Genomic DNA, 19,131 nt, shown 5'->3' with positions numbered 1-19,131 from the left:
AGTGAAAAGAAGAATCATCACAACATTAGATGGTTCCAAAACCATTCAAATAGAGGATTGGAATGAACAATACCACTCTAAACACGGAGCAATTCAAGAGGCTTATCATGTTTTTATTAAAAATGGTTTAAGATATTTTAGTCATCGACAAATTCAAATTCTTGAAATTGGTTTTGGAACTGGACTTAACGCATTAATAAGTTTAATTGAGGCGCCAAAACAACAATTAAAAATACACTATGTTGGTGTCGAGGCCTATCCGGTAAGTGAAGTAGAAATTTCTTCTTTAAATTATATTGATTTATTAGAAGCTAAAGAGTTCGAAGAGACATTTCGACAAATGCATACATCAAATTGGAATGAGAAGGTTAGACTTTCTTCAAATTTTGAATTGACCAAACAGAAGAAAGATTTTACAACTATAAATGAAATCGGTTTGTTTAACCTTATTTATTTTGATGCATTTGGAGCTAGAGTACAACCAGAACTTTGGACGGTTTCAATTTTTAAAAAAATGTATGCTGCTTTAGATTGGGATGGCGTTTTGGTTACCTACTCTGCTAAGGGCAGTGTTCGCAGAGCTATGCAAGAAGTAGGTTTTGAAGTAGAAAGACTTCCAGGTCCACCAGGTAAGCGTGAAATGCTTCGTGCTTTTAAAAAGCTAAAATCAGAATAACCTTTTAATTGTGAATTCACACTTAATTATACGCTTTTCAAACTTTAAACAATTGTGTTAAACCTTAATTAATGCCTATTAATCAGCACTTTAATTCAATTATATTTGTTTAAAATGATTGTATGAAGATTTTGATAACGGGTGCGACAGGGTTAGTGGGTAAGGCCATTGTTAAAGAATTACATGCTAAAAAAATTACAGTTAATTATTTAACTACAAGCAAAAGTAAAATCGTTTCTAAGAAAGGTTATCAAGGATATTACTGGAATCCCAAGGAATCCGAAATAGATATTAATTGTTTTAACGATGTAGAAGCTATTATTAATTTGGCGGGTGCGACTATATCAAAAAGATGGACAAAATCTTACAAAAATGAGGTTTTGAATAGTCGAATAGATAGTTTAAAAACTCTAAAACAAGGACTCGAATTATCTGATACCACTAAGATTGAAACATTTGCATCCGCTTCTGCAATAGGAATTTATCCAAACTCTTTAGGAACTTTTTATACAGAAGAAGAAACTAAAGTTGATAATAGTTTTTTAGGAGAAGTAGTAAATTCTTGGGAAGACGAAATTGAATCTTTTAAAGAATTCGGATTTAAAGTATCTAAAATACGTATTGGTTTAGTACTCTCTAAAGATGGTGGTGCTCTTCCAAAAATGGCGGCCCCAATTAAGAATTATGTTGGTGCTGCTTTTGGTACTGGTGAGCAATGGCAGTCGTGGATACATATAGATGATTTGGCACGGCTATTTACTTTTGTTGTTTCAAACAAGCTTTCTGGTATTTATAATGCTGTAGCCCCGAACCCTGTAACCAACTCTAAAATGGTCACAGAGCTTGCCAAGGTATTAGGGCGTTCAATAATATTGCCTAATATTCCTGAGTTCGCAATGAAATTGTTGTTAGGAGAAATGGCTTATTTATTATTCGCTAGTCAGCGTGTAAGTAGTCAGCGAATCGAAAAAGATGGTTTTTATTTTAATTATCTGAATATATGTAAAGCTTTCGAGGCCATTTATGATAAGGATTCCAATAAACGTAGCCCTGTGTCAGATTATAAAAAGGAATTTGCCTAGGCTATATTTTCAAATTAAAAATGAGGAATCCGCTTTTGGCGGATTTTTTTGTATTTATTGGTGACATTTTGACATTTTAAGACAATTGGCAGTACTTTTGCCATCTTAAATTTGAAAATTAAAATTTAGATTAATGAGCAAGAAAAGTAAGGTTCAAGAAATGGAGGAAGAAATCGATAAAGAACAATCTGTTAATGAAACTGAGCTAAAAACTGATAAAGTTAATGAAGGTGTGGAAGATAAAGATGAAATATCAGTTGAAGATCAATTAAAAGAAGATCTTGCGAAAGAAAAAGATAAATTCTTGAGGCTTTTTGCGGAATTTGAGAATTTCAAGAAGCGAACCTCCAAAGAGCGAATGGAGCTTTTTAAAACGGCTGGGCAAGATGTAATTGTTTCCATGTTGCCAATTCTTGACGATTTTGATAGAGCATTGAAAGAAATTTCTAAGTCAGAAGACAATGAACTTTTTAAAGGTGTTGGCTTGATAAGCAATAAGTTTAGAGAAACTTTGAAGAATAAAGGTTTAGCAGAAATGGAAGTTGGAGCAGGTGATGTTTTTGATGCAGAGATTCATGATGCCGTAACCCAAATCCCTGCACCGAATAAAAAGCTTAAGGGAAAAATTATTGACGTAATTGAGAAGGGTTTTACCTTAGGAGATAAAATTATCCGTCACCCTAAAGTAGTGGTTGGTAACTAATTAAAGAATAAAAAGCACCAATTAAATTAAACACATATTTTGAAACAAGATTTTTACGAAATATTAGGCCTTTCAAAGGGTGCAACAGCAGCTGAAATTAAGAAAGCTTATCGAAAAAAGGCGATAGAGTTTCATCCTGATAAGAATCCGGGAGATTCCAATGCAGAAGAAATGTTTAAAAAGGCGGCTGAAGCTTATGAAGTTTTAAGTGACCCTGATAAACGAGCTAAATATGACCAATTTGGTCATGCTGCTTTTGAAGGCGGTGGCTTCGGTGGTGGTGGAGGTATGAACATGGATGATATCTTTAGCCAATTTGGAGATATTTTTGGTAGTGCTTTTGGAGGCGGCGGTTTTGGAGGTTTCAGCGGTTTTGGAGGTGGTCAAAGACGTGTAAAGGGAAGTAATCTTAGGATAAGAGTAAAGATGACACTTGAGGAGGTTGCTAATGGTGTAGAAAAGAAAGTTAAGGTTCGCAGAAAAGTACAAGCCGATGGCGTTACATATAAAACTTGTGGAACATGTAATGGTACGGGTCAAGTCACTAAAATTCAAAATACAATTCTTGGTCGTATGCAAACTGCAGCTACTTGTAGTGCTTGCGGTGGTGCTGGTCAAATTATTGACAAAAGACCAAGTGATGCAGATTCTCAGGGTTTAAAAGTTGTAGAAGAAACTGTTTCAATTAAAATTCCAGCGGGCGTTGAAGAGGGTATGCAACTTAAAGTTTCCGGTAAAGGAAATGGTGCTCCCGGAGATGGTATATCAGGAGATTTATTGGTAGCTATTGAAACGGAAGAGCACAACACTCTGAAGCGCGAAGGCGATAATTTACATTATGACCTATATATTAGTTTTTCTGAAGCTGTTCTCGGAAGTTCTAAAGAAATTGATGCGGTCACTGGAAAAGTAAGAATTAAGCTGGAGTCTGGTATCCAATCGGGAAAGATACTGCGACTAAGAGGTAAAGGTATTCAAAGTCTAAATGGATATGGTAGTGGCGATTTATTAGTACACGTGAATGTTTGGACGCCAAAAGAGCTAAGTAGAGAGCAAAAAGAGTTTTTTGAACGCATGCAGAATGATGATAATTTTGCCCCCAAACCCGAAAAATCTGACAAATCATTCTTCGAGAAAGTAAAAGATATGTTCTCTTAAAAGTTTTACTATTGCCAATAAAATAAAAAACGTATATTTGAACTAGATGCTGTTCGCAGTGTCTATTTTCTTTTTCATAGCAATTTTTTTCCCATCCTTGATTCGTTAAGGGTGGGTTTTGTGATTTATGGCGATAATAGATTCTTAGAATCACCTTTTAATCTTCACATGGGTTATTGATTTTGCGCATTTTTAAATAGATGTATCTTTGATAAAATTGATTGTATGAACCACATTCTTATTGCTGAAAATGTTTCTAAAAAGTTTGGGAATCATACAGCATTGAGCAATATTTCTCTTGAAATTCCAGAGAATTGTATATATGGTCTATTAGGTCCGAATGGAGCAGGCAAGACTACGCTAATTAGAATTATCAATCAAATAACTTATCCCGATACAGGCCATGTATTATTTAATGGTCAACCTTTAGCCCCTAAACATATTGCAACAATAGGTTACCTACCAGAAGAGCGTGGACTCTATAAAAGTATGAAAGTAGGTGAGCAAGCATTATATCTAGCTCAATTAAAAGGGCTTTCAAAGACTGAAGCTAAGAAAAGATTAAAGTATTGGTTTGAGCGCCTTGAAATTGGAGATTGGTGGAACAAAAAAATACAAGAGCTTTCAAAAGGAATGGCTCAGAAAATACAATTTATTGTAACCGTACTTCATGAACCAAAACTGTTGATTTTTGATGAACCTTTTAGTGGTTTTGACCCCATTAATGCTAATAAAATAAAAGATGAAATTCTAGAGTTAAAGAAAATGGGTACTTCCATTATTTTTTCTACTCATCGAATGGAATCTGTCGAAGAGCTTTGTGAGTATATAACTCTGCTGCATCAATCGGAAAAAATATTAGACGGAAAATTGACTGATATTAAAAAAGCTTACAAGAATAATAAGTTTAAAGTGGGATTAAATGTTAGCAATCCAAATGATCAATTATTAGAACAAATCAAAACTTCTTTTGAAATTACAAATGAAATAGTTGGTAATGATGTAAATCAAATTGATTTTACATTGCAATTATCAAGCCCAGATACTTCATCTGCATTGAATAGCTTAGCGGCAATTGGTACAATTAATCATTTTGAAGAGCTAATACCTTCTGCTAATGATATTTTCATTCAAAATGTAAATGCACGAACTAAATGAGTAAACTTAAACTAATCATCAAAAGAGAGTATTTGGCAAAGGTTCGTAATAAGTCCTTTATTATAATGACCTTTTTAAGTCCTATTCTAATGGTTGGAATGATAGTGCTTATTGCGTTTTTGACCAAAGTTAATGATAGCGAAAAACGCATCATCACAGTTTTAAATGAAAGTGATTTTTTTTCAAATTCTTTTAATCCAAACGAAAGTATTTCCTATATAAAACTGAGAAATTTGAGCTTTGAAGAAGCGAAAGATTCAACCATTTCTATGGGCAATTATGGACTTCTTCATATTTCTAAACAAGAAAATTTAGAAGCAACAGCTAGTCAAGCCTTTTTTTATACAAAAGAAAGCCCAGTCAGTAATGTTGTGGAACGATTAGAAACTATTTTTCAAAATAGATTGCGTCAAGGAAGATTGCAACAACTAGGGGTTTCTGCAAAGGATTTTGCTGATATTGACGAGAATTTTGAAATCAGAACATCAACTTTTGAGGGTGAACAAAATGTCAAAGGTATTAATGAAATTAAAGCTGTAATTGGCGGTGGGTTCGGATATTTAATTATGATGTTTATAATCATTTACGGTGGTTTTGTAATGCGCAGCGTAATTGAAGAAAAAACTAGTAGAATTATTGAGGTTATAATTTCTTCAGTAAAACCTTTTCAATTGATGTTAGGGAAGATAATAGGTACTTCTTTAGCAGGTATAACCCAATTTGCAATATGGATTTTTTCCGCCTCCATTTTACTTTTTGTCGCTATGCTTTTACTTGATATTGATTTAAATGCTTTGAGTGCTAATCCGATGATGGAACAAAATGCAATGGTTAATATGGCAACATTACCTGAAGCTTCGAGTAATGATATGCAAGTTTACGCTGAGGAATTTTTTAAAATTCCATGGGTATTATTATTGAGTTCGTTTATCATTTATTTTGTGCTTGGTTATTTAATTTATAGTTCCATATACGCAGCTATAGGAGCTGCAGTTGACAATGAAACAGATACTCAACAGTTTATATTCCCTATAATCCTACCTTTGATGTTAGCGATTTATGTGGGTTTCTTTTCAGTATTTAGTAATCCACATGGGCCAATAGCAGTAGGATTTTCTTTATTTCCGTTAACATCACCTATAGTAATGCTAATGCGTTTACCTGGTGGTTTAGGTGAAGGTGGAGTTCCTTTATGGCAATTTTTGACAAGCATTATATTCTTGATAATTACCTTTTTAGGAATTGTTTGGCTTGCTGCAAAAATTTATAGAGTCGGTATTTTAATGTATGGAAAGAAACCTACTTATCGCGAGTTGTTCAAGTGGCTCAAATATTAACTAATGATTCAAGACAAAGCAAAAGACATAAAAGAGATTATTGAAAAAGATATTTGGGGCTCTATTCGAGAGTTTCTTAATTGGGGTTTCCACTACGGAGAAGGTTCAAATTCAATACATATTACCATAGGTCTTTTGTTATTGCTCACATTAGCCTTTATGATTACGGGGTTTGTTCTAAAGTGGGTTAGGAAGTTTTTTACCCGAAAAATGGACCAAGAAGATAAACTAAAGTTTATCAGTATTTTCAAGTTCATTAAGTATGTAGTTTACTTGGTAGTGATTCTTTTAACAATGAGTGCTGCCGGTATAAACGTTACCGTAATTTTAACAGCGTCTGCAGCGCTATTTGTGGGACTAGGATTAGCCTTGCAAGAGTTATTTCAGGATATAATAGGAGGTATTTTCATTATCGTTGATAAATCTTTAAGGGTAGGCGATATAGTTGAGGTAGATGGCAAGGTAGGTAAGGTTTTTGAAATTAAGTTAAGAACTACTAGGGCATTGACTAGAGATGATAAGGTTATTATTATTCCTAATCACAAATTCATTAGTGATATTATTCATAACTATACACAAAATCATAAAACCACAAGAGAAAAGGTGAACGTTGGTGTAGCTTATGGTAGCGATGTCCAATTGGTAACTCAGTTGTTAGAAGACGTTGTAGATGGGCAAAAAGGTATTTTAAAAAATCCTAAGCCTTTTGTTTTATTTGAAGATTTTGGAGATTCTGCTTTATTATTTTCTATCAATTTTTATATCAATGATAGTTTTAGTGACCCTAGAATAAAAAGTAGTATTCGCTATGAAATAGATACTAAGTTTAGGGAGAATAACGTTAGCATTCCGTTCCCACAGCGCGATGTTCATTTATATCAACATCAGCTAGGCTCAGATAAGTAATCTTAATGATAAACAAGCTCTTTCCGTCAGTATGTATTGTTTTAATGCTGATTCAGTTCTCAAATACTTGTGCTCAAAGTACGGATTTAGTCAGAGTTGAATACCTCAGAATACCTGAGAACGAAAGTGGTATTCAAACATCACGATACAAGTTTTTATTGAATGCTCCTATTAAAGTAAATGAAGAGAATTATCTAATTATTGGGGGGGAGTATAATCAATTTGATGTTGATTTTTCACAACAATTACCTTTTGATAAAAGTGAATTACAAAAATTACATATTATTGATTTGAATTTGGGTTACATTACTAAATGGAATGATAACTGGCGTTTCATTGGTATTTTGACTCCGAGACTCGCTTCAAATTTTACAGAAGGGGCAATGACCGATGATTTTTTCTTCAATGCAACAGCAACCTTGTGGAAAGAGAAGAAAGATGTTGAGAAGCCTTTTAGAATAGTGCTTGGCTTAACGTATAATAGTACAACAGGGCTTCCTATTCCGTTACCTTTAATTAGTTATTACAAAAGATTTCATCCTAAATGGTCTTATACGCTTGGAATTCCTAAAATGAATTTTAAATATCACCCAAGTAGTAATCATACGTTACAATTGGCATTATTATTGGATGGTTACTTTATAAATATCCAGGACGATATCTTATTGCCGGATAACACCTTGGGATCTAGAATTTCATTGTCCGCTTTAATAGGTGTAATAGGTTATCAATACAACATCACTAAAATGATGTCATTGTATGTTTTAGGAGGGCGTTCGTTGATTCAAGAAGGAATTTTGCGCAATGACCGTCGAGATAGAACTTTATTATTGAATGATGAAGCAAATTTTTATCTTAGAACAGGTTTTAAAATATCAATTTTTTAAAAAAAGCACATGTCAAAAATATTGGTCATAGAAGATGAAGCAGCCATAAGAAGGGTGTTAGTAAAAATACTTAGTGAAGAAAATGATGCTTATAATGTCATGGAAGCAGAAGATGGTTTAAGAGGAATGGAAACCATCAAAAAAGATGATTTTGATTTGGTGCTTTGTGATATTAAAATGCCTAAAATGGATGGTGTTGAGGTCTTAGAAGCGGCTAAAAAAATCAAACCCGAAATTCCATTTATAATGATATCAGGGCATGGAGATTTGGATACTGCGGTTAATACGATGCGGTTAGGCGCCTTTGATTATATATCAAAACCACCAGATTTAAATAGACTTTTGACAACTGTTCGTAATGCTCTTGACAGAAAAGAATTGGTTGTTGAAAATAAGATTTTAAAGAAAAAAGTAAGTAAGAATTATGAAATGATAGGTGATAGTCCTGAAATAGGCATCATCAAAGACATGATTGAAAAAGTCGCGCCTACCGATGCTCGAGTTTTAATAACTGGTTCAAATGGTACAGGAAAAGAATTGGTAGCACATTGGGTGCACGAAAAGAGTCAGCGATCTTCAGCACCTTTTATAGAGGTTAACTGCGCTGCAATTCCGTCTGAACTTATTGAAAGTGAGTTGTTTGGTCATGTAAAAGGGGCCTTTACTTCCGCAGTAAAAGATAGAGCAGGTAAATTTGAAGCTGCAAATAAGGGAACTATATTTTTAGATGAAATTGGTGATATGAGTTTATCTGCACAAGCAAAAGTACTGCGCGCTTTACAAGAAAATAAAATTTCAAGAGTCGGTACAGACAAGGACATAAAAGTGGATGTACGTGTAGTTGCAGCAACAAATAAAAACCTAAAACAAGAAATTGAAGACGGTAAGTTTCGAGAAGATTTATACCATCGTTTGGCTGTTATTTTAATAAAAGTACCGTCATTAAATGACCGTAGAAATGATATTCCTTTATTAATTGAACATTTTTCTACTAAGATTGCGAATGAACAAGGGACAGTCAAAAAGAGCTTTTCTAAAAAAGCATTGGAATTATTAAAAGGTTATGATTGGACCGGCAATGTTCGGGAATTACGAAATGTTGTTGAACGGCTTATTATCTTAGGTGGTAATGAAGTTAATGAAGATGATGTAAAACTGTTTGCTAGTAAATAATTACTTGGCAGGACAGCCCTCTAAACTCAACAAAGCATTATAAGTAATCTCTTTTACGCGAACGTGGTAATAAATTTTGGCCTCTGATAGTGATTTGTCACCAAGTTTCTCTTTTGTTTTCGTATGTATTTTTGAAATGAAATTAAAGGCATCTCCGCACTCTACGTGTTCTAACACATTTTGTAAAGATTGTTCAAATTGAGAAACATTTAAATCTATAGCTTCTTTTAACCTTTTTGCTTTGGGTAAAATTACTCCACCTTGTTCGTTTAATACTTGTTTTGTGTTAAGTACTAAGACATCATTACCGTAAGTGGTATTATCTCCATCTTCAAATTCCTCTAAGGCATTAATACTAATCATGGTGCTTTTTAAAGCTGTTTGTAGAAATGATTTAGAAGCCTCTAGTGAGTTTGTTTTTGTAGCTTGTTTTAAGTTTTGTTCTGCTTGTTTAATATTTACCAAAGCATTTTCGCAACCACAATCTTTAAAATTATTTTTAGTCTTGTTGATGCCTTTTAAAGCTTTATAAGCGTAATATTTCGCTTGCTCTAAATCGGAAGACTCAATGGCTAATTGGGTTTGACTCTTTATGAAAACAGAATGTTGGTTAGCAAAGGCACAGGCATTAATAGTGGTGAATGAAGCCATTAATAATAAGAACAAAACACCCAAAATAGTGGCTATTAGTAATACAACTTTTCTGTAGGTTTTCATAAAAATTGATTTGGTCTTCCAAAGGTAGTCTAGAGTCAAAACGAATAAAAATTCCATCGGTTAAATCACTTTTTTACTCTTTAAAAGGAAGAAAATTCTCTAAATACCGACGAAATACATGCTGCATTTCATTTAGAGTAAATGCTGAAAATTGTTTATATTTCTGGCTATGGATAATATAGATATCACCCATTATCGAGTCGATAAACCAATTAAGCTTTCTGAAAGAAATACCCTGGATAATTTAGGACAAGATAGCAAGGCCCTAAAAAAGAAGCTTCGTAATGTCACACGCGAATTGGCCGAGTTTCAAAATACCTTGTATGCGCATGGAAAGTATGGTGTCTTAGTCTGTTTGCAAGGTATGGATACAGCTGGAAAAGATAGCCTAATACGAGAAGTTTTTAAAGAGCTAAATGCAAGAGGTGTTGAGGTTCATAGTTTCAAAGTGCCTACCGAGTTAGAGCTTAATCATGATTATTTATGGAGACATTATATAGCATTGCCTGAAAGAGGCAGGTTTAGTGTTTTCAATAGAACACATTATGAGAATGTTTTGGTAACTAAAGTTCATCCAAATTATATTTTAGGAGAAAACATTCCTGGTGTTGAGAATATTGAAGATGTAAATACGGAGTTCTGGGAGAATCGATATCGACAGATAAATGATTTTGAAAAGCACATTGCTGAAAATGGAACCTTAATTTTTAAGTTTTTTCTGCATCTATCTAAAGAAGAGCAACGACAACGGTTGCTAAGGCGTTTAGAATTGAAAGAGAAAAACTGGAAATTCTCACCTAGTGATTTAAAAGAGCGAAAACTTTGGGATAAATATCAAGCCTGTTATGAAGAGGCAATAAATAAGACCTCAAAACCTCATGCGCCCTGGCACATTATTCCTGCCGATGATAAAAAAGCAGCAAGAGTACTTGTCGCTTCAATATTATTAGAAGCGTTAAAAAAATACAAAGATGTACAAGAGCCTGAGCTAGATGAAGAAATAAAAGCTAATTTAGAAACCTTCAAACAAGAATTAGAAAAAGAGAAAGAATGAGAATCACCCTTCTGATTGCCCTTTTAACTTTAAGCACTGTATTTTCACAGACTGCTGATGAAAAACAAATTAAGGCTATTTATGATATGGCCCTTACAAATGGTAAAGCATATGATTGGCTAAATCACCTTTCTAACCAAATCGGTGGCAGACTTTCTGGTTCCGTGCAGGCTCAACAGGCAGTGGACTATACAAGAAATCAACTTGATTCTCTAGGTTTAGATAGGGTTTGGCTGCAACCAGTAATGGTGCCGAAATGGGTTCGTGGCACACCCGAATTTGCATATATCGAAACGAAGCCTGGCCTAACTACAAATGTGCCAATCTGTGCTCTGGGCGGATCTGTCGCTACGCCAGATGTCGGCATAAAAGCTAATATTATTGAAGTAAAGGGTATTGAAGATTTAGAAAAACTAGGTATTGAAAACATAAGAGGAAAAATTGTTTTTTATAACCGTCCGATGGATCCAACTAAAATTAGCACATTTAGTGCTTATTCTGGCTGTGTAGATCAGCGCTATTCTGGGGCTGAAGAAGCTGGTAAATATGGGGCTTTGGGGGTTATTGTACGCTCCATGAATTTAAGACAAGATGATTATCCGCATACGGGTTCAATGAGTTATGGCGACACCCCAGTGCAGAATAGAATTCCCGCAGCGGCAATTAGTACAAAAGGGGCTGACTTATTAAGTACTACTTTACAGTTAAACCCTGATATCAACTTTTATTTTAAGCAAAACTGTAAACAGTTTGATGATGTAGAATCTTATAATGTCATCGGGGAGATAAAAGGAACAACCTACCCAGATGAAATCATGATTGTTGGCGGTCATTTAGACTCTTGGGATTTAGGTGATGGTTCTCATGATGATGGTGCTGGTGTTGTGCAAAGTATGGATGTTTTAAGATTGATTAAGGCGAGCGGTTACAAACCCAAACGTACTATTAGAGTTGTTTTGTTTATGAATGAAGAAAACGGACTTAGAGGAGGTAATAAGTATGCTGAAGAGGCAAAAAGTAAAAAAGAGAATCATGTTTTCGCTCTAGAAAGTGATGCAGGTGGATTCACTCCTAGAGGATTTTCGTTTGATTGTTCTGACGAAGAATTTGCCCAGGTTCAGGGTTGGAAAAAACTTTTTGAACCTTATTTAATTCATATGTTTATAAAGGGTGGTAGTGGTGCTGATATAGGTCCACTTAAAGACGAAGGCCTCGTACTTGCCGGTCTAAGACCAGATTCCCAGCGATATTTTGATCACCATCACGCTGAAAATGATACGTTTGAACATGTGAATAAAAGAGAACTAGAGTTAGGTGCAGCAACCATGACTAGTCTTATTTACTTAGCCGATAAATATGGTTTTGGTATTCAAAAGAAAATTAAAGGCTAATCATTCTTAGTAAAATAACCCTGATTAGATACGGCAGAATCGCTAACTGAAATACTTGCTGTTTTAAACCAAACCTCGGCATAGTTTCCATCAGCATATTGTTTTTGAATATCACCACCATGGGTTTCAGCTCCGGAGCACCAATTTTTATTTACCTCTGGAGATTTTCCATTGGTTTGATTATAAGAACCTAGCTTAAAAAATAATCCTTCACCAGTATAAGCTGAAATACGTTCTACACCATCTTGACCAATTGGCACAAATAATTTTTGAGTTTGTTCAGGAATTTCGGCTTTGTTTGCGTATTCTGAATTAATCAAGTTTTTTGTAAATGATTTGGTTTCATGACCATCGCTCATAAACTTTAAATACATAATGCCCTCTTTTACTTCTATTTGGTAACTAAATTCTTCGCCTAGAGCTATGCCATCTTTAGGTTCGTCAGGATATGTGTTTTCTTCATTGCCTACAACAGAAAAGTCGTTTCCCCAAACTGCTGTAGAATAATCCCATCGTCCTGAGTTATCGTCACCTGCAGTATTAATTTCATAATGCCAAAAAACAGAACCTTTATTATGACTTGGAAACTTCTTGTAAAAAATTTTGAGAGGTTCATTTTCATGTCCATCGGCGCTATGTATTTGACCGACAACTACGGAATGAGTTGATGCAACCCTTGCATCACCAGTACTAGAGACATTCATCACTTTAAGTGTAGCTGTTAATTTATCATTCGCGGTTTTAGGATACCATTTTTTTGCTTGAGCCAATTCTGTTCTAGTATTATTTGATGTTCCATGGGTATTGCCAGCGTTTGGAGCTTTGTATACTACCCAATTGCTTTTACCATCATTTACGGTATAAAAGAAATCTTTGTGTTCAAAATTATTTGCGATACCAGCATTAGACCCATCACCTAAAATTAATTTCCAATCGTCAAAAAATGGAGTTACCTCACTGGCATATACTAATTTTTGAGTTTTACCTATGTCAGCCGTGACTTCCGTTTTTTGTTTTGATTCACCACCAGGGTTTTTGCAACTATGCAAAGTGAAAAAGATTATCAGGGCTAAGTAAATTAGTTTGATTGGCGAATATGTCATACAGAATACTTAATGATTATATATTTAAAGCTTTGGTCTAAGATAGCAAAAAGAGATAGGATATAATTTGCTTTTGTTCGTAGCAGGAGCACTTAATTTTCTTTGAGCCTAAAAACCATTACCTTTGCCGCTCAATTAAAATGAGTAAAATGCAAGAAGGTATATACGCAAAATTTAATACTACAAAAGGTGAGATTTTAGTAAAACTTACTCACGATAAAACACCAGGTACAGTGGGTAACTTTGTTGCCTTGGCTGAAGGAAATATGGAAAATGAGGCTAAACCACAGGGTAAACCATATTATGATGGATTAAAGTTCCATAGAGTTATTCCCGATTTTATGGTTCAAGGGGGGTGTCCTCAAGGTACTGGAACTGGTAGTCCGGGTTACCAATTTGATGATGAGTTTCACCCAGATCTTAATCACTCTGAACCTGGAGTACTTTCTATGGCCAATGCAGGACCTGGAACTAATGGTAGTCAGTTTTTTATAACTCATGTTCCTACACCTTGGTTAGATAACAAACATACTGTTTTTGGTCATGTTGAGTCAGGTCAAGAAGTTGTTGATACAGTTGCTCAAGGTGATACTATTGAAAGTTTGGAAATTGTTAGGGTAGGGGATGAAGCGGAAAAGTTCAATGCTATCGAATCTTTTAGAACCTTTGAAGGAGCAAGAGAGAAAAGAATCGCCGAACTAAAAGCGCAAGCTGAGGCTGCAATGGAAGAACTAGCTGCAGGTTTTGATAAAACCGATTCTGGCTTACGCTTTAAAATGATACAAAATGGTTCAGGTATAAAAGCCGAAAAAGGTAAAACTGTTTCAGTTCACTATGAAGGAAGTTTGCCTGATGGTCAAGTATTTGATTCCTCATTCAAAAGAAACAAACCAATTGATTTTCAATTAGGTGTAGGTCAAGTGATTTCTGGATGGGATGAAGGTATTGCACTATTAAAAGTAGGTGATAAAGCCCGATTTGTAATTCCTTCTCACCTTGGATATGGTAGTGCTGGTGCTGGTGGTGTTATTCCTCCTGATGCCACTTTGATTTTTGATGTGGAATTGATGGATGTAAAATAGGAAAGTATAGTTGGCCTAACTATAATAGTATAGTTTCAACCAAAAAAATAAAAAGCTTCCTTTCAAGGAGGCTTTTTTATTTTGCTCTATTAACGCTTAACAATAACAAAAATAAGTTGATTGCAAGCAAGAAAAGTAGAATTGTAAAAAAGGTATTCATTTGACTGTGGTTTGTTATTTAAAATGAAAGATGCTTTCACCTATAACAGTTAAACGAAGAAAAACCCTACTTATTTTTTAAAATCATTAACACTTATAAATAAAAGTGCAAAATTGATAGCAAGTAGGCCAATTAGAACCCATAAAAAAGTTACCATGGCTATTGATTTTAGTTGGGGAAACCGTAATCATTTAATTATTAGACGTCACATGGCTTTTAAGTTGCGTAAAGTTCAAACAAAAAAGTATAAAAAAAAGCCTCCACAATAAAGTGGAGGCTTTCATATAAAAAAGTGTGCTGTTTACCTTAATCTATAACTTGTACATTTACGGCGTTCAATCCTTTTTTACCTTGTTGTAGTTCGAATTCTACATTGTCACCTTCTCTAATCTCATCGATTAAACCTGAAATGTGTACGAAGTGATCTGTGTTTGAACCTTCTTCAGTAATAAAGCCGTAGCCCTTTGAATCATTGAAGAATTTTACTGTTCCTTTACTCATAATAAAAATAATAATTAATTTGAGCAGCAAATGTACGTTTAATTTGTTGACAATGAAGGGCTTTATGTTAATTTTTGGTAAAATTTACGTTGATATAGCCGCTGTCAGGCTGATATCTGATTAAAAATTTGAAAATTACCGAAGAAGAAATATTTTGTTTTAGTATTAGTCACGAAAAGTTTGGGCATACAAATCTCTTTTTTATATTCACAATACTTCTTTTATTGTATTTGTTTTTAACTTGAATTAATCATAGTTTCTTAATTTTAACTCATGGATAAAACTGCTTTGGAACAACTGAGGTACCCTATTGGAAAATATGAAATTCCTACTCCAATTAAACCGGAACATTTAAGCGAATGGATAGCTGTTTTAGAGCATTTGCCTGAAAAATTATCCAAGTTGGTAAATAGACTTTCTAATGCTCAATTAGAGACTACTTATCGCCCAGGAGGTTGGACAGTTAGGCAACTAGTGCATCATATTTCTGATAGTCATCATCATAGTTATATTCGTTTTAAATGGGCTTTGACTGAAGATAATCCAGTGATAAAGCCTTATCTAGAAAAAGAATGGTCTAGTCTTTTTGATGCCAAAACTGCGCCTATTCAATTGTCATTAGATCATCTAAGTGCCGTACATGCTAAATTGGTCTATTTGCTTAAAGGATTATCAACAAAAGATTTAGAAAGAAGGTTTACTCATCCTGATGGAAATGAAGAAACAACACTCGCTGAGAATATAGGTCGATATGCTTGGCATGGTAGTCATCATTTAGCACATATTGAAAACCTTATTACTAGAAAAGATTGGTGACTAAATATTTTTAGACATTAACCACATTTCTTTTTCTTTTTCAAGGACTTTAGGAAGTTCTATGAAAGCTTCTTTAATGATTTTATAACCATGTTTAAGATAAAATGAAAGTGGATTTCCCTTTTTCATCGTGTACAACCAAACCACGTCTTTTTGTTTATTCTTAGCTAAATTTTGTACAAAGTCGAGGGTCATTGTTCCAATTCCTAAGGATGAATAATTTTTTAAAAGATATATTTTGTTTAGTAACAAATTGTTTTTTGATAAAAAATTACCTTTTTCATTGTTTATGGTAAGATTTAAAATACCCACATCTTTTTGGTTACATTGAATTATATAAAAAAGTTGATGCGAATCTTTTAAGGCATCTTTTACAGATTGTTGAGTCAGAAAGGCATCTATAAAAGGCGTTGGGTCTGAATTTTCCCAAAGATGTAAGTAGTGTTCTTCGTAGGATTGAATACCAACTTGTAAATATCTTGTGAGGTTTTCTTCATTAACTGGGATAAAATTCAGATTCATGATAAAATTCAATTAGCTTCACCACCTTCAGGGCCATAAAACAATACCCAAGTTGAAAAATCTTCAGTGAAGTTTTCAAAACGATGTGCAACTCCTGCCGGTACAAAAAAGAAATCTCCAGGAGCAACCGTGGATTTGGTTTCTCCATTTATAAAATGTCCTGTTCCTGAAACAATAATATAAACTTCATCATAAGAATGAGGCTTTTGCAAATCAACTTTAATTGGCTTGTAAATTTCTACAGATAAAGAGCCGTGTTCAAATAATTTTAAGAACTTACTTTTTTGATTGGCAAGCTTTTGTAATGCTTCTTTCGGGTTAATTTTCATAATTATCCATTAACCCATTTTATATTACAGCCAATACTAGGTTTTTGAATTTCTGATATTTTCAGTCCAGCTAAAAGATTATCTATAGCATTTCTTAAGTCTTTTCCGGATAAAGCAATTCCATTACCAGGTCTTGAATCATCTAATTGGCCTCGATATCTTAATTCTAAATTCTTGTCGAATAAGTAGAAATCTGGGGTACAGGCAGCATCATATGATTTGGCTACCTCTTGACTTTCATCGTATAAATACGGGAAAGTATAATCTTCATTTTTTGCAACTTTGGTCATTAGATGTGGAGCATCTTGAGGATAGTTTTCAACATCGTTACTTGAAATTGCAATAATGCCAATTCCCTTTTTTTGATACTCATGACCTAGCTTAGCCAATTCTGGATTAACATGTAAAACAAAAGGACAATGATTACAAATAAACATGATAACAGTACCTTTTTCACCTTTGAGTTCTTGAAGGCTTAAAGTTTGTCCACTAACCGTATCAAAAAGTGAAAAATTGGGAGCTTTTGTACCTAATGGTAACATGTTACTTGGTGTGCGAGCCATTTTATTGGTTTCAATTGTTCATCTAATTTAAAGACGTTTAATGAATTGTGATAATCATTAAGCTTTTAATTTTTATTTGTAATTAACCTCACTTGCTGGTCTACACCAGTCATCTGCCAATGCCCTAAACTAATCGGGATATTTCCAATAGCGTTTAATTGGTCAAAGAATTCTTTAAGCTGAAATTCCTGATTATTAGCTTCCTTCATTTTTGCAAAGTCGGCCATAGCTGCTTCGAGCAAATATTTACCCGTGATATAGCTTGTTCCGTAACCAGGTTGTCTTAAGTAAAGATGTTGTTCAAAAATCAATAGCTCTTTTTCAGTTTTCATCCAGCCACGTGGTGTAAACTCTGAATGAATTCCTCCTGCTTCTTCCATTGTCATTTCATTAGCATGGGCATAAAGTGAGCCGAGGCCTCTCGCCGCTCTTTGTGCAATCATGATATACACTATCTCAATTACCCTTGGGTTGTTATCATAAAGCCCGGCATCCATAAACATTTCTTCTACTGCAGTTGCGGTCCCCTCGTTTCTTGAATCAAAAATATTATAGAGTAATGGTCCTTTTCTAATTTTACTTTTATGTGGTTCATTATCCATTCGGGCTAATTCAAACCAGTGATAAAAGTGAGAGTATAAAGGGCCAGGATTGTAATGTCTTCCAATTTCAAAAAAGTTGCGTTTCTCCTCTGGTATAAAAGTTCCAAGATGTTCATATAAGGCAGGTTTGAAATAATCTTTAACGGTGACAATTTCTTTGTCATTTAAAAATTGTAACAACTTATCTGCAGATTTTACTGTCATTTTATCAAAATCGTCTGCGGTATTTGCTGCCGTAAGTCTTGGTAAGTCTTTATTTTTATGCTCCTCTAATTTTAAAGCCGACCAAGCTCTGGATAATTCTCGTTTTAAAAGTAGTACTTCATCATCCCATGTCATTGGAACTAAATGTACATTTTGCAAATACCATGTATAGTTCTCTTTACCAATACCTGATGGACCTGTCTTGCTTTTACCTTTGATTTCAAGCCATTTGACCAATTCATCAGTAGCTAAAATGGCAGTATCAATTGCACTTACTAAATCAGCTTGGTCTTTAATACTCTCCCATGCTTTAATTGTGCTAAGGTTTCTAGCTTGTGAACTTATATCTCGGATACCGGTTACCCATAAATCCTTAGCATTACCAGTTAAATTTTGCCTTGCTTGCTCATAAAATTTTGGTATGAGATTAATTTCATTCAATAGTTTTTGTTTTGATGCCTGGTTTAGTGGAAAGTCATAAGTCCAAATTTCAATTGTGGCGTGATTTGTAGGCCCTTCATGAGCGGGAACGTCACTGCGGTTCATCCACAATACTTTATAAAAAGCTGGGTCACGTTCCCAGGGTTTTAAAATATTATAGTTAAAATCATAACCATTCATTTCTGCCCAAACAATGTGCCAATCAACTTTTTCTTCAGTCAACCAATTAGTGGTGTCAATGGCCATTAGTTGGGCCTGTAGGGACTTAAAAATAGGCCAGCGTTTTTTAAAAGTATTTAAGGTGTAATCCGGAACACTATCAGCTTTAGGCGGGTTTTCAAAGCTTCTCCATTCTTTAAATAGCAACTCTAGTTCTTCATATGACGGACTAGGTTGGTTTTGATTTTTTTTAAAAGAGAAAAGAGTAATGGCTATAAAAGCTATAATTAATGAATAATAAAAACGTCTCATCTTGAATTACTTTTTAAGTTGAAGTAGAATTAAACTATTGAATCCACTATATCGAATATAAAGTCTAATAAGATATGAAATTAAGTCTTTTAAAA

The 19,131-nt window shown here is 34.2% G+C and carries 20 protein-coding genes; 13 read left to right on the top strand and 7 right to left on the bottom strand.

Annotated elements, in window-relative coordinates:
- Window position 1: 1 nt before the first annotated feature.
- The 9 genes from mnmC2 (at window position 2) to RM520_RS11145 (ending at window position 9,080) form a co-directional block, all read left to right on the top strand.
- Window positions 2-676, top strand: a complete 675-nt coding sequence (mnmC2, locus tag RM520_RS11185; protein WP_311385788.1) for a tRNA (5-methylaminomethyl-2-thiouridine)(34)-methyltransferase MnmC2 — start codon at window positions 2-4, stop codon at window positions 674-676.
- A 122-nt stretch (window positions 677-798) separates the two neighbouring features.
- Window positions 799-1,758 carry a TIGR01777 family oxidoreductase gene (locus tag RM520_RS11180; RefSeq protein ID WP_311388065.1) on the top strand — a complete coding sequence of 320 codons (960 nt, stop codon included), beginning with the start codon at window positions 799-801 and terminating at the stop codon, window positions 1,756-1,758.
- Window positions 1,759-1,891: 133 nt separating this feature from the next.
- Window positions 1,892-2,461, top strand: a complete 570-nt coding sequence (locus tag RM520_RS11175; protein WP_311388064.1) for a nucleotide exchange factor GrpE — start codon at window positions 1,892-1,894, stop codon at window positions 2,459-2,461.
- A 39-nt stretch (window positions 2,462-2,500) separates the two neighbouring features.
- A complete protein-coding gene (gene dnaJ, locus RM520_RS11170; protein ID WP_311385785.1) occupies window positions 2,501-3,619 on the top strand; it encodes a molecular chaperone DnaJ in 1,119 nt (372 codons plus the stop codon).
- Between the two features lie 225 nt (window positions 3,620-3,844).
- The gene (locus tag RM520_RS11165; RefSeq protein WP_311385784.1) at window positions 3,845-4,777 is read left to right on the top strand and encodes an ABC transporter ATP-binding protein; all 933 of its coding nucleotides are present in this window, start codon (window positions 3,845-3,847) and stop codon (window positions 4,775-4,777) included.
- Entirely contained in the window at window positions 4,774-6,114 is a 1,341-nt protein-coding gene (locus tag RM520_RS11160) for an ABC transporter permease (RefSeq protein WP_311385783.1), read from the top strand. Before RM520_RS11165 ends, RM520_RS11160 begins: the two co-directional genes overlap by 4 nt.
- Window positions 6,115-6,117: 3 nt before the next feature.
- Complete coding sequence (locus RM520_RS11155; protein ID WP_311388063.1) at window positions 6,118-7,020, top strand: mechanosensitive ion channel family protein; 903 nt, start codon at window positions 6,118-6,120, stop codon at window positions 7,018-7,020.
- Window positions 7,021-7,025: 5 nt separating this feature from the next.
- Complete coding sequence (locus tag RM520_RS11150; protein ID WP_311388062.1) at window positions 7,026-7,907, top strand: DUF6268 family outer membrane beta-barrel protein; 882 nt, start codon at window positions 7,026-7,028, stop codon at window positions 7,905-7,907.
- 9 nt (window positions 7,908-7,916) lie between these two features.
- Complete coding sequence (locus RM520_RS11145; RefSeq protein ID WP_311388061.1) at window positions 7,917-9,080, top strand: sigma-54-dependent transcriptional regulator; 1,164 nt, start codon at window positions 7,917-7,919, stop codon at window positions 9,078-9,080.
- Here RM520_RS11145 and RM520_RS11140 read toward each other — a convergent pair whose 3' ends face one another.
- Window positions 9,081-9,797 (bottom strand): hypothetical protein, encoded by a 717-nt coding sequence (locus RM520_RS11140; protein ID WP_311385779.1) that lies wholly within the window; start codon window positions 9,795-9,797, stop codon window positions 9,081-9,083.
- A gap of 169 nt (window positions 9,798-9,966) precedes the next feature.
- Here RM520_RS11140 and RM520_RS11135 point away from each other — a divergent pair, with 169 nt between their 5' ends.
- Both RM520_RS11135 and RM520_RS11130 read left to right on the top strand, forming a co-directional pair.
- Window positions 9,967-10,851, top strand: coding sequence for a PPK2 family polyphosphate kinase (locus RM520_RS11135; protein WP_311388060.1), 885 nt, complete (start codon window positions 9,967-9,969; stop codon window positions 10,849-10,851).
- Complete coding sequence (locus RM520_RS11130; protein WP_311388059.1) at window positions 10,848-12,242, top strand: M20/M25/M40 family metallo-hydrolase; 1,395 nt, start codon at window positions 10,848-10,850, stop codon at window positions 12,240-12,242. Before RM520_RS11135 ends, RM520_RS11130 begins: the two co-directional genes overlap by 4 nt.
- Here the strand turns inward: RM520_RS11130 and RM520_RS11125 are convergent.
- Window positions 12,239-13,345 (bottom strand): polysaccharide lyase family 7 protein, encoded by a 1,107-nt coding sequence (locus tag RM520_RS11125; RefSeq protein ID WP_311385776.1) that lies wholly within the window; start codon window positions 13,343-13,345, stop codon window positions 12,239-12,241. The genes RM520_RS11130 and RM520_RS11125 overlap by 4 nt on opposite strands.
- A gap of 149 nt (window positions 13,346-13,494) precedes the next feature.
- On the opposite strand from RM520_RS11125, the gene RM520_RS11120 reads away from it, so the two are divergent.
- On the top strand, window positions 13,495-14,427 hold the full coding sequence (locus tag RM520_RS11120) for a peptidylprolyl isomerase (protein WP_311385775.1): 933 nt from the start codon (window positions 13,495-13,497) through the stop codon (window positions 14,425-14,427).
- Window positions 14,428-14,893: 466 nt separating this feature from the next.
- Here RM520_RS11120 and RM520_RS11115 read toward each other — a convergent pair whose 3' ends face one another.
- Window positions 14,894-15,088, bottom strand: coding sequence for a cold-shock protein (locus RM520_RS11115; protein WP_311352733.1), 195 nt, complete (start codon window positions 15,086-15,088; stop codon window positions 14,894-14,896).
- A 273-nt stretch (window positions 15,089-15,361) separates the two neighbouring features.
- Here RM520_RS11115 and RM520_RS11110 point away from each other — a divergent pair, with 273 nt between their 5' ends.
- On the top strand, window positions 15,362-15,904 hold the full coding sequence (locus tag RM520_RS11110; RefSeq protein WP_311388058.1) for a YfiT family bacillithiol transferase: 543 nt from the start codon (window positions 15,362-15,364) through the stop codon (window positions 15,902-15,904).
- On the opposite strand, the gene RM520_RS11105 is transcribed toward RM520_RS11110, so the two are convergent.
- From RM520_RS11105 to RM520_RS11090, 4 genes are all read right to left on the bottom strand, one after another.
- Window positions 15,905-16,426, bottom strand: a complete 522-nt coding sequence (locus tag RM520_RS11105) for a GNAT family N-acetyltransferase (RefSeq protein ID WP_311388057.1) — start codon at window positions 16,424-16,426, stop codon at window positions 15,905-15,907. It lies immediately after the preceding gene.
- An 8-nt stretch (window positions 16,427-16,434) separates the two neighbouring features.
- Window positions 16,435-16,755, bottom strand: coding sequence for a cupin domain-containing protein (locus RM520_RS11100; RefSeq protein WP_311385772.1), 321 nt, complete (start codon window positions 16,753-16,755; stop codon window positions 16,435-16,437).
- A 2-nt stretch (window positions 16,756-16,757) separates the two neighbouring features.
- Entirely contained in the window at window positions 16,758-17,318 is a 561-nt protein-coding gene (locus RM520_RS11095) for a thioredoxin family protein (protein ID WP_311388056.1), read from the bottom strand.
- A 65-nt stretch (window positions 17,319-17,383) separates the two neighbouring features.
- A complete protein-coding gene (locus RM520_RS11090) occupies window positions 17,384-19,036 on the bottom strand; it encodes a hypothetical protein (protein ID WP_311388055.1) in 1,653 nt (550 codons plus the stop codon).
- Window positions 19,037-19,131: the final 95 nt, after the last annotated feature.

The sequence above is a fragment of the Croceitalea vernalis genome (assembly GCF_031846405.1).
Classification (GTDB): Bacteria; Bacteroidota; Bacteroidia; order Flavobacteriales; family Flavobacteriaceae; genus Croceitalea; species Croceitalea vernalis.
The sequence above is the reverse complement of the archived record's forward strand: the minus strand, read 5'-3'. Positions and strand labels throughout refer to the sequence as shown.

Excerpts from the sequence above, each read along its gene's own strand:
- RM520_RS11180 (WP_311388065.1), top strand. The coding sequence starts at position 799 with ATGAAGATTTTGATAACGGGTGCGACAGGGTTAGTGGGTAAGGCCATT.
- RM520_RS11175 (WP_311388064.1), top strand. The coding sequence starts at position 1,892 with ATGAGCAAGAAAAGTAAGGTTCAAGAAATGGAGGAAGAAATCGATAAA.
- RM520_RS11165 (WP_311385784.1), top strand. The coding sequence starts at position 3,845 with ATGAACCACATTCTTATTGCTGAAAATGTTTCTAAAAAGTTTGGGAAT.
- RM520_RS11160 (WP_311385783.1), top strand. The coding sequence starts at position 4,774 with ATGAGTAAACTTAAACTAATCATCAAAAGAGAGTATTTGGCAAAGGTT.
- RM520_RS11155 (WP_311388063.1), top strand. The coding sequence starts at position 6,118 with ATGATTCAAGACAAAGCAAAAGACATAAAAGAGATTATTGAAAAAGAT.
- RM520_RS11150 (WP_311388062.1), top strand. The coding sequence starts at position 7,026 with ATGATAAACAAGCTCTTTCCGTCAGTATGTATTGTTTTAATGCTGATT.
- RM520_RS11145 (WP_311388061.1), top strand. The coding sequence starts at position 7,917 with ATGTCAAAAATATTGGTCATAGAAGATGAAGCAGCCATAAGAAGGGTG.
- RM520_RS11140 (WP_311385779.1), bottom strand. The coding sequence starts at position 9,797 with ATGAAAACCTACAGAAAAGTTGTATTACTAATAGCCACTATTTTGGGT.
- RM520_RS11135 (WP_311388060.1), top strand. The coding sequence starts at position 9,967 with ATGGATAATATAGATATCACCCATTATCGAGTCGATAAACCAATTAAG.
- RM520_RS11130 (WP_311388059.1), top strand. The coding sequence starts at position 10,848 with ATGAGAATCACCCTTCTGATTGCCCTTTTAACTTTAAGCACTGTATTT.
- RM520_RS11125 (WP_311385776.1), bottom strand. The coding sequence starts at position 13,345 with ATGACATATTCGCCAATCAAACTAATTTACTTAGCCCTGATAATCTTT.
- RM520_RS11120 (WP_311385775.1), top strand. The coding sequence starts at position 13,495 with ATGCAAGAAGGTATATACGCAAAATTTAATACTACAAAAGGTGAGATT.
- RM520_RS11115 (WP_311352733.1), bottom strand. The coding sequence starts at position 15,088 with ATGAGTAAAGGAACAGTAAAATTCTTCAATGATTCAAAGGGCTACGGC.
- RM520_RS11110 (WP_311388058.1), top strand. The coding sequence starts at position 15,362 with ATGGATAAAACTGCTTTGGAACAACTGAGGTACCCTATTGGAAAATAT.
- RM520_RS11105 (WP_311388057.1), bottom strand. The coding sequence starts at position 16,426 with ATGAATCTGAATTTTATCCCAGTTAATGAAGAAAACCTCACAAGATAT.
- RM520_RS11100 (WP_311385772.1), bottom strand. The coding sequence starts at position 16,755 with ATGAAAATTAACCCGAAAGAAGCATTACAAAAGCTTGCCAATCAAAAA.
- RM520_RS11095 (WP_311388056.1), bottom strand. The coding sequence starts at position 17,318 with ATGGCTCGCACACCAAGTAACATGTTACCATTAGGTACAAAAGCTCCC.
- RM520_RS11090 (WP_311388055.1), bottom strand. The coding sequence starts at position 19,036 with ATGAGACGTTTTTATTATTCATTAATTATAGCTTTTATAGCCATTACT.